Here is a 9211-nt window from a genome sequence, read left to right as displayed (position 1 = left end):
GGCGGGCGGTGTGGCGGGGGCGTCGTCGACGCTGACGCCGTGATCGCGCACGAGGTCGGCGAAGCCGCCCGCGTAGCCCTGGCCCACGGCCCGCACCTTCCAGTCGGCGCCGCGCCGGTAGATCTCCACCGCGATCACCACGGACTCGCTGCTCAGGCCGTCGATCGGGTACTCGTACAGCGGGGCACCCGCACCGTCGGCGACCCGGGCGACGGGCGCCCCGAACCGCCCGAAGGAGGAGGAGGCGTCGTCGAGGGTGATGGCGACGCGCACCTGCGCGATGTCGGCGGGGAGGCCGGCGCCGTCGATGCGGAGAGCTCCGTTCGCCAGACTCACGCCGGGGCCGGTGGGCTGGTTGAAGAAGACGAAGTCGGCGTCGGACCGGACCTTTCCGGACTCGGTCACGAGCAGGGCGGAGACGTCGGCGGGGGCGGGGACGTCGACGGTGACGGAGACCGGCCCGGCGGGCAGCGGCCCGTTCTGGCCCTTGGACAGTGCGGTCATCGGATCTCCTTGATCGGATCGGGGACGGGGTCTGCGGTGGCGGCGAGCCACTCGACGATCTCGGCGCCGGCCGCGATGCCGGCGCCCTCGGTGAGCGTGAGGTGCGGGAGCGCGAAGCCGAGCTCCTCGAGCTCGCCGTGCCGCGGGCGGATCGCCGCGTCGGCCGCCTCCAGCAGGTCGGCGTCGAGGGCGCCGTCGCCGGCCGCGAGCCAGGGCGCGCCCGGCTCGAGCGCGCCGGCCTCCTCGAGGCGCCGCCGGACCTCCAGGGCGGCACGGGACTTGGTCACGGGCTCGGGGATCGTGTAGAGCTTGCGGCCCTGCTGCGAGATGCTCCAGCCGAGCGGGGCGCAGTACGCGCGCCACTCGTCGACCACCTCGGCGGGGACGCGCACCTCGGAGACCACGTACGCGAACAGGCCCGGCACCAGGCGCAGGCGCGCGCCCCAGTCCGGGGCGAGGCGGGTCTTCAGCTGCGCCGCGATGCGGTCGAGGTCCGCGGGCAGCGCGGCGAGCAGGCCGCGGATGTGGGTCTGCCACTGCGGGTCCGGCGCACCGTCGACGAGGATCTCGCCGCCGTTGGAGCAGATGGCGAAGCGGAAGGGCGCGCCGGGCAGGTGCACCCGGAGGTACTGCTCGGGGGTACGGGTGGTGGTGGGCACCACCGGGGTCGCGGCGGCGAGCGCGGCGAGGCCCGCGTGCGCGGCCGGCGCCATGTACGACAGCGGCGCATCGCGGTAGATCTCCACGCAGATCGGCTCGGCGGTCGCGAAGGCCGGGCCCGCGGCGGCCCGGGAGTAGATCAGCGTGCGGTCGAGGTCGCTGGTGACGAAGGCGGTCACGAGTCCTCCTTGATGAGGCCGATGCACGCGTAGGCCAGGCCGGGCACGATCTCCACCGGCACGTCGCGCTCCGCGGCGAGGCGGCGGATGTGCAGGTGATCGGGATCGTCGGGGTCCCGCAGCAGCACCCGCCACGGCACCCGGCGCAGCAGCACCCGGGTGGTCTCGCCGATCCCCGGCTTCACCAGGTTGGCGGTCGTGACGCCGTACTCCGCGCACACCCGCTCCACGGTCGCCCAGCCGGACCAATCGGGCTCCCGCGCGGCGGGATCCGCGGCGAGTCGTCTGGCCTCGGCGCGCGCGGCCGGGGCGGCGCCGTCGAAGGCGTCCGTCACGGTGTCGAGCAGCACGCCGGAGACGTCGTACGGCGCGAGCTCGGCGTAGAACTTGGCGCCGTGGAAGTCCGCCGGCCCGATCAGGTCGGCGTTGAGCACGGTGCGCGAGACCAGGCCGGAGACCGTGGAATTGAGACACGCGGAGGCGATGAGGAAGTCGTCGCGGGTACCGAAGGTGCGCACGCAGTGACCGGGGTCGGCGAGCACCGCGAGGTCCGGGTTCAGCCGGGCGCCGGTGGCGGCGGCGTACTCGTCGAGGGCCGCCGCGAGCTCGCGGGTGATGGCCCCCTTGCCGGTCCACCCGTCGACGAAGACGATCGACGCCGGATCATGATGGGCGACCAGGTGATCGAGAGCCACGTGATCGATGCCGCGGCCGCGCACGATCGACACGGCGTAGTGCGGCAGGTCCAGCCCGTGGAAACGCTGCGCCCAGCGCCGCATGAGGATCCCGATCGGCGTGCCCGCGCGGGCGAGCGAGACCAGGACCAGGTCGCGGCCGCGCTCGGCCAGCAGGAGCTCCGTCACCGTGCCCACGGCCTCGGCGAGGCGCGGCGCGGAGGCGGCGAGCGCCGCGTCGAAGAGCTCCCGGTACTCGGCGCTCGGCTGGTACTCGATGGGCAGCGATTCGGCGTAGTGCGCTTCTCCCGACTGGATCCGCCGCTCCCGCTCGGCGATGTCGGCCTCGAGCGCCACGTGGGAGAGGTCCTTGAGCAGCCAGGTCACCTCGTCGGGCGCGTACGAGCCGAAACCCGGTCCCCGCAGCGGCGGCGTCGCGGCGGTCATCGGGCCGCCGCCCGGGTGCGGGCCGCGGCGAGCGCGGCCTGATCCGACGCGGGCACGATCACCGCGAGCACGTCGTGCCCGGCGGCCGTCAGCACGTCGAGCAGCCCGCCCGGGGCGCGCAGCCGGTCGGTGTCGGCGGGGGAGTCCGCGACGAAGACGATGCGCACGTCCTCCCCGGGCCACGCGGCGTTGTACAGGTGCCGGCGCGGCGCCTCCTCGTCCGGCTCGGGGGAGAGGAACTCGAAACCGCGGCGCAGCGGGTAGCCGTCCTCGTCCCGGACCAGGGCGGGGGAGCGGGTGGTGGTCTGGAAGCGCACCCGGAAGCCGGTGCGGGCGAGCGACTCCGCCGTGCACAGCGGCAGGTACATCAGCTCCTCGTGGCCCACCACGATCACGGGGCGGTCGTCGAGCTCGGGGGCGATCGCTGCCGCCACCGCGGCGGCCGCTTCCTCGAGGCGCGGCTGGTCGGCGGCGAGCACGCCGTGCCGGCCCCCGTCGGGCACGTCCTGCGGCCACGCCGCGTGCACGACCCGCACCGTGCCGGGTTGCGGCGCGCGGGGATTCGACGGGGTCGCGGGCAGGTCCGCGACCCGCGCGGGCAGGCCGTCGGGCAGGTCGACGGTGCCGCGCGCCAGCGCGACGAAGGCGATGTCGAGCCCGGCCGCCGCGGCGGCGCGCTCGTTGTCGACGACGTGCTCCGGCGCGCGCAGGTCGACCAGCGAGGCGACCACGTAGCGGCGGTGCGGGGCGAGACCGTGCAGCGCGCGGATGGAATCGAGTGCGGTGGCGCCCGTGGAGATCTCGTCGTCCACGAGCACCAGCGTGTCGGCGGCGGACAGGAGCCCGGGCGAGGTGGGCTGCAGCAGGTGCGAGGTCGCGTGCGAGTGCCCCTCGGTGAACTCGCCGTGGGTGATCGCGCCGGGGCGGCGCGTGGATTGCAGGTACACCGCCGCGCCGAGGCGCGCCGCGACGCAGTGGCCCAGGCCCGTCGCCGTCTCCGCGAAGCCGAAGACGACGCAGGGACCGTCGAGCCGCTCCGCGACCAGGTCGGCGAGGCGATCCGCCGCCGCGCGCACCGCGGCGGGGTCGGCGGGGATGTGCTTGCCGAGGACCGTCGACACCAGCAGGTGCGCGCGCCGCGGATTGCGCCGCAGGCCCGGCACGATCAGCTCGGCGAGCTCCGCGTCGCCGCGCACGTGCATGCCGAGGTCCGCGCACAGGGTGGGCGCCATTACCGTCCTTCCACCAGCGCGGTCAGCAGGTCGACGAAGCCGACGTCGGGCCGGGTCACCCCGAAGACGTCCGCGCGGATCAGTGTCTGCCGCGCCCAATTGCGGTGCGGTTTCATCTCGTTCATCTTGTTGCGGTAGCTGGAGGCCCCCACGCCGCCCGCCTCGCCGCCGACGATGTCGAGGGCGTCCTCGTACTCCTCGTGGGTCACGGCCGAGAGCGCGTGCACGGCCGCGACGTGGGAGGGGTGGATCACCGTCTTCCCGTGCAGGCCGTTCGCCCGGTCGAGTGCGGTCTCCCGCAGCAGACCGTCGAGGTCGCGGCCCACGAGCTGCTCGCGGAACCGCGCGGCGTGGTTGCGCTCGAAGGGCGTGGCGCGCAGCAGCGGCCGGAACATGCGCTCGTGGTCGGCGAAGTACTCCCACACCGGGCCGGTCACGACGAAGCCGCTGCCGTCCGCCCGGCCGAGGCGATTGACGATCGCCGAGATCGTCTCGGCCACCACGTGCACGTCGTAGATCGTGAGGTCGCGGTCGCGGCGGATGCCGAACAGCGCCGACATGTCGGTGGCGCCGATCCGTACCGCGAGTACCCGCTCCCGGTACTCGCGCAGCACGTCGGAGATGCCCGCGAGCTGCTCGTCGCGCGTCTCGCGGTAGACGATCTCGGGCGTCTCGAGCACGGGCATCGCGTACAGCTGGTACGACGGTGCGCGGTCGGCGATCGCGGCGAGGGCGGCGCCGCCCGCCGCGGCGGTGAACTTAGGGAGGACGACCCCGGTGAGGGCGCGGGCACCGTCGCCCAGGTGGTCCAGCAGCTCGGCGGTCTCAGCGGTGGTGCGCGGCCGGATGAACAGCAGCGGCAACGGATCCGCGGCGTCGGCGAGCTCCGCCAGAGCGGTGGTGGCGGCGTCGATCGCGTGCTGCACGGCATCGTCGGCGACGGCGTCCTCGAGGTCGATGACCATCGAGAGCACCCCGTCGTCCCGGCGCCGGCGGATGGTCCCGGCGAGGTCGGCGCGGGTCGCCGGCACGTACAGGGTGGCGCCGAGGGCGTGCGCGAGCTGCTCGCGCGGCGCGGAGCGGTCGAAGGGCTGCGGCGGGCGGTGGAACAGGCGCGTGCGCACCTCCTCCGGCAGCTGGTCGAAGTGATGCAGGGCGCTGCTCACGCGCGCCCCCGCATCCGGTCCACGGCGTCGGCGATCACCCGGTCGATGTCGGCCAGGGTCTGCAGGTACTGCCAGTAGTCGGGGTGCACGCGCTCGAGGTCCGCGATGGCCCGCTCGATCCGCGCGTGCTGCGCGTCGAGGACGGTGCCCCAGCGATGGACCTGCTGCTTCTGCACCGCGAGGTGCTGCGCGTCGCGGAGCGCGAAGCGGGTGCGGGCGGCGACGGCGGTGGGGTCGGCCTTGGCGGAGCGCAGCGTGCGGAGCCGCTCGCCGACGGCGTTCACCGCGGCGTCGGCGGTGTCCAGATGGTCGCGGGCCGTGCCCACGTCCTCCAGCGCCAGGTCCGGGGTGCCCTCGCGGAGGCGGAGGGCGGCCGTTGCGAGGGCTGCCTCCGCGGCGGCGGACTCGCGCGCTGCGGTCTTGTCGTTGTCGACGAGGTCGGCGGAGCAGGCCGCGCTGAACTCGCGCAGCAGCGCCGACCGGGTGTCCGTGAGGTCGCTCGCCCGGTTCCGGACCGCTTGGAGGCGGGTGCCGGCCGCGGCAAGGGAGCGCTGGGCGTCGTCGCCGATCCGGGGCGCGGCCTCGACCGCGGCGGTGAGCTCCGCGGCCTTCTCCTGCACCGCCCGGGCGGCCGCGTCGCGCGCGACGAGGTCCGGCGCGGTGTCCAGCTGCCGGACCGCCTCGACCAGTCCGTCGGTGGCCCGGACCACGGGGCGCAGCGTGAGGTAGGGCGCCGTCGACGGTGCCGCCAGCAGGTCGGTGGCGCGCTCGGCGGCCACGCGGGCCGCCTGCTCCTGCGCCGCCGAGCTGGCGCGCGCCCCCCGCGCGACGGTCAGTGCTCGCTCGTGATCGGTGTGGAACCGGTCCAGCACGGAGACCAGGTCGGCCAGCTCGCGCGCGGTGGCGTCCCGGTCCTGCGGTGTGGGCGAGCGCGTGCCGGGCTGGCTGCCGCTGGCCCACAGGTAGCGCTCCGTGGCGCCGCCGAAGCGGTCCCGGATCGTGGGCCACTGCTGCACCGCCGACGCGGTCGGGTTCTGTGCCGACAGCGTCCGGACGTCCTCGTCCAGGGAGCTGAACCGGCGATCCGCGTCGAGGAAGGCGCTGGTCAGCCCCGTGTCGCCGCCCGCGGGCGGGCTCGGCGGGGTCCCTGCCGGGTCCCCGCCGAACAGCCTGCGGAACGGATTCGCTGCCACGATCTCGGGGAGCTCAGGACTCGATCGTCTGCGAGGTCGACACGGTCGGGCCGTCGGCGACCAGTGCGCCGTCGCCCTCGCCGTCGCCCTCGCGTCGGTTCCGGATGATGCTCGAGAAGAGCGCCGCGAGGATCAGCACAACGCCGACGAGGCCAGTGACCAGCTCGGGAACCGGCGTGTAGATCGAGAACAGCAGGATGCCGGCGAGCGCGCCGATGGCCCAGTGCGCGCCGTGCTCGAGGTACACGTACTCCGAGAGCGTGCCCTTCTCCACGAGGTACACGGTGAGCGAGCGGACGAACATCGCGCCGATGAAGCCGAGGCCCAGGGCGATGATGATCGGGTCCGCCGTAATGGCGAACGCGCCGATCACGCCGTCGAAGGAGAACGACGCGTCGAGCACCTCGAGGTAGAGGAACAGGAAGAAGCCGGCCTTACCGGTGGCCTTCGCCAGCTCGGACGGGCCGGAGCGCGCGAGCTCCGCCTCCTCCTCCATCTCCTCGACGTGGAAGAACTCGCCGAGGCCGTTGACCACGATGTACGTGACCAGGCCGAGCAGGCCCGCGATGAACACCGTCTTCGACTCGTCGACGGTGTGCGCCGCCCAGACGCCGGTGGCCAGCAGCGCGACCAGGGCCACGATGATCGAGAACCGATCGAGCTGGCCGATGCGCTGCAGCGGCTTCTCGATCCAGCTGAGCCAGGTGATCTCGCGCTCGGGATCGAAGATGAAGTCCAGGAACAGCATGAGCAGGAACATGCCGCCGAAGGCCGCGATCTGCGGGTGCGCGGCCTCGATCAGCGTCTGGTAGCTGGCGCTGCCGTCCGGGAAGTAGTGGGCACCGTCGGCCGGCGGGTTGAGCGCCAGGTCGAGCGCTTGCACGGGGTTCAGGCCGGCCGTGATCCACACGATCGCGAGCGGGAACACCAGGCGCATGCCGAAGACCGCGATCAGGATGCCCACCGTGAGGAACATGCGCACCCAGAACTGGCTCATGCGCTGCAGCACGGTCGCGTTGATGACGGCGTTGTCGAACGAGAGGCTGACCTCGAGGATGCCCAGGATCAGGGTGAGGATCAGGGCCTCGGGGCCGCCGTAGAAGAACGCGGCCACGAGGGCGGCGATCGTGACGAAGAAGGAGAGTCCGAAGATGCGGAACACATCGGCCTTTCGACTGAAGGGGTGCGGAGCGCGAGGACCCGGCGTGCGGGGGTCCGCTCGCCGGGTCTACGCGCTGTGGCTCGAGAGGTGCAGTACTAGACGTTGACGCCGTAGTCGCGAGCGATACCCGCGAGGCCCGAGGCGTAGCCCTGGCCGACGGCCCGGAACTTCCACTCCGCGCCGTTGCGGTACAACTCGCCGAAGACCATCGCGGTCTCCGTGGAGGCGTCCTCGGACAGGTCGTAGCGGGCGATCTCCTGGCCGTTGGCCTGGTTCACCACGCGGATGAAGGCGTTGCGGACCTGGCCGAAGGACTGGCCGCGGTTGTCGGCGTCGTAGATCGAGACCGGGAAGACGATGCCCTCGACGTTCGGCGGGATCGCGGCGAGGTTCACCTTGATGACCTCGTCGTCGCCGTCGCCCTCACCCGTGAGGTTGTCGCCGAGGTGCTCGATCGAGCCGTCCGGCGTCCGCAGGTTGTTGAAGAAGACGAAGTTCTCGGGCGAGGCGACCTTCTTGTTGGCGTCGATGCCGATGGCGCTGGCGTCGAGGTCGAAGTCGGTGCCGGTGGTGGTGCGCAGGTCCCAGCCGAGACCGACGGACACCGCGGTGAGGCCGGGGGCCTCCTTGGTGAGCGAGACGTTGCCGCCCTTGACGAGACTGACACCCATACCTGGTTCCTCCTGGTAGCACGACGACGCCGACCGCCCCCGCGTGTGATTCGAACTATACCGACGTTTCGGATACCCGATCCGGACGAAGTTCGCGAAAGGTCAGATGTTCACGCCGAAGTCGCGGGCGATTCCCGCGAGGCCCGAGGCGTAGCCCTGGCCGATGGCCCGGAACTTCCACTCGGTGCCGTGCCGGTACAGCTCGCCGAAGACCATGGCGGTCTCGGTGGAGGCGTCCTCGGACAGGTCGTAGCGGGCGATCTCCTGGCCGTTGGCCTGGTTCACCACGCGGATGTACGCGTTGCGGACCTGGCCGAAGGACTGGCCGCGGTTGTCGGCGTCGTGGATCGAGACCGGGAAGACCACCGCGTCGATCTGCGGCGGCACGCCCGCGAGGTTGACGTTGATGACCTCGTCGTCGCCGTCGCCCTCACCGGTGAGGTTGTCGCCGGTGTGCTCGATCGAGCCGTCGGGCGAACGCAGGTTGTTGTAGAAGACGAAGTGCTGATCGTCGAGCACCCGCTTGGCGGTGTCCACCGCGAGGGCGCTGGCGTCGAGGTCGAACTCGGCGCCGGTGGTGCTCCGCGCGTCCCAGCCGAGGCCGACGGCGACCGCGGTCAGGCCGGGCGCCTCCTTGCTGAGCGAGACGTTTCCACCCTTGCTGAGGCTGACTCCCATGTGATTCCTCCCGAGAAAAAGGCGACGGCGCACCGCCGCCCGCTGACGTGGTCGCGAAATTCACAGTACGCGATCTCGGGCGCGCGGCGCCGGGTTCGACGGGGCCGCCCCGATGGTGAGCGACGTGTCACTCGCTTTTCACGTCCTTCCGCGCCGATTCGCCGGATTCTTGCAACAATCGACATCGTGACGTCACTCGCACGCGGTCAGAACGCGGCCCTGTCCCAGACCTCCGTCCCGGTCTCCATCTCCGGTGTCGCCCCGGGCTCGGTGGACCTGTTCGCCATCCAGGTCACCGACGACGGACGGGTCCGCAGCGACGCCGACCTGGTCTTCTTCAACAGCCCCACGTCGCCCGAGGGGGCCGTGCGGCTGACCGGACCGGACGTCCTCACCCTCGACCTCGCGCTGGTCCCGGCGTCGATCAGCACCGTCCGGCTCGCCGTCGCGCTCGACGACAAGGTGCCCGGGTCGCTCGCCGCCATCCCCGGGCTGAGCGCGCGGGTCGGCGCCGACGACTGCCCCGCCACCGGCCTGACCAGCGAGCGGGCCGCCGTGCTCGCCGAGGTCTACCGGCGGAACGGGGCCTGGAAGGTGCGCAACGTCAGCGCCGGCTGGGACCGCGGCCTGGTCGCCCTGCTCACC

10 protein-coding genes are annotated in these 9211 nt (G+C 72.7%); 1 reads left to right on the top strand and 9 read right to left on the bottom strand.

Annotated elements, in window-relative coordinates; translation table 11 throughout:
- The 9 genes from LB823_RS23225 to LB823_RS23185 form a co-directional block, all read right to left on the bottom strand.
- Positions 1-504 (bottom strand): TerD family protein (locus LB823_RS23225; protein WP_224652080.1); only part of this gene is annotated, 504 nt, incomplete at its 3' end.
- On the bottom strand, positions 501-1343 hold the full coding sequence (locus LB823_RS23220) for an HAD family hydrolase (protein ID WP_224652079.1): 843 nt from the start codon (positions 1341-1343) through the stop codon (positions 501-503). The genes LB823_RS23225 and LB823_RS23220, both read right to left, overlap by 4 nt.
- Positions 1340-2464, bottom strand: a complete 1125-nt coding sequence (locus LB823_RS23215; RefSeq protein WP_224652077.1) for a cysteine protease StiP family protein — start codon at positions 2462-2464, stop codon at positions 1340-1342. The genes LB823_RS23220 and LB823_RS23215 overlap by 4 nt, the downstream gene beginning before the upstream one ends.
- Complete coding sequence (locus LB823_RS23210) at positions 2461-3696, bottom strand: phosphoribosyltransferase family protein (protein WP_224652076.1); 1236 nt, start codon at positions 3694-3696, stop codon at positions 2461-2463. The genes LB823_RS23215 and LB823_RS23210 overlap by 4 nt, the downstream gene beginning before the upstream one ends.
- Positions 3696-4862, bottom strand: a complete 1167-nt coding sequence (locus tag LB823_RS23205; RefSeq protein WP_224652074.1) for an HpcH/HpaI aldolase/citrate lyase family protein — start codon at positions 4860-4862, stop codon at positions 3696-3698. Before LB823_RS23205 ends, LB823_RS23210 begins: the two co-directional genes overlap by 1 nt.
- Positions 4859-6055 (bottom strand): hypothetical protein, encoded by a 1197-nt coding sequence (locus tag LB823_RS23200; protein ID WP_224652072.1) that lies wholly within the window; start codon positions 6053-6055, stop codon positions 4859-4861. The genes LB823_RS23205 and LB823_RS23200 overlap by 4 nt, the downstream gene beginning before the upstream one ends.
- Before the next feature lie 13 nt (positions 6056-6068).
- Positions 6069-7217, bottom strand: a complete 1149-nt coding sequence (locus tag LB823_RS23195; RefSeq protein ID WP_224652070.1) for a DUF475 domain-containing protein — start codon at positions 7215-7217, stop codon at positions 6069-6071.
- Between the two features lie 95 nt (positions 7218-7312).
- The gene (locus tag LB823_RS23190; protein ID WP_224652068.1) at positions 7313-7888 is read right to left on the bottom strand and encodes a TerD family protein; all 576 of its coding nucleotides are present in this window, start codon (positions 7886-7888) and stop codon (positions 7313-7315) included.
- Positions 7889-7990: 102 nt separating this feature from the next.
- Entirely contained in the window at positions 7991-8566 is a 576-nt protein-coding gene (locus LB823_RS23185; protein ID WP_224652065.1) for a TerD family protein, read from the bottom strand.
- A gap of 186 nt (positions 8567-8752) precedes the next feature.
- Here LB823_RS23185 and LB823_RS23180 point away from each other — a divergent pair.
- Positions 8753-9211 (top strand): TerD family protein (locus LB823_RS23180; protein WP_224652064.1); only part of this gene is annotated, 459 nt, incomplete at its 3' end.

Source organism: Tsukamurella sp. M9C (assembly GCF_020169415.1).
Lineage (GTDB): Bacteria > Actinomycetota > Actinomycetes > Mycobacteriales > Mycobacteriaceae > Tsukamurella.
The sequence above is the reverse complement of the archived record's forward strand: the minus strand, read 5'-3'. Positions and strand labels throughout refer to the sequence as shown.

Bases quoted from the DNA above. Each gene is read 5' to 3' on its own strand.
- LB823_RS23210 (WP_224652076.1), bottom strand. From the start codon at position 3,696: ATGGCGCCCACCCTGTGCGCGGACCTCGGCATGCACGTGCGCGGCGAC.
- LB823_RS23185 (WP_224652065.1), bottom strand. From the start codon at position 8,566: ATGGGAGTCAGCCTCAGCAAGGGTGGAAACGTCTCGCTCAGCAAGGAG.
- LB823_RS23190 (WP_224652068.1), bottom strand. From the start codon at position 7,888: ATGGGTGTCAGTCTCGTCAAGGGCGGCAACGTCTCGCTCACCAAGGAG.
- LB823_RS23215 (WP_224652077.1), bottom strand. From the start codon at position 2,464: ATGACCGCCGCGACGCCGCCGCTGCGGGGACCGGGTTTCGGCTCGTAC.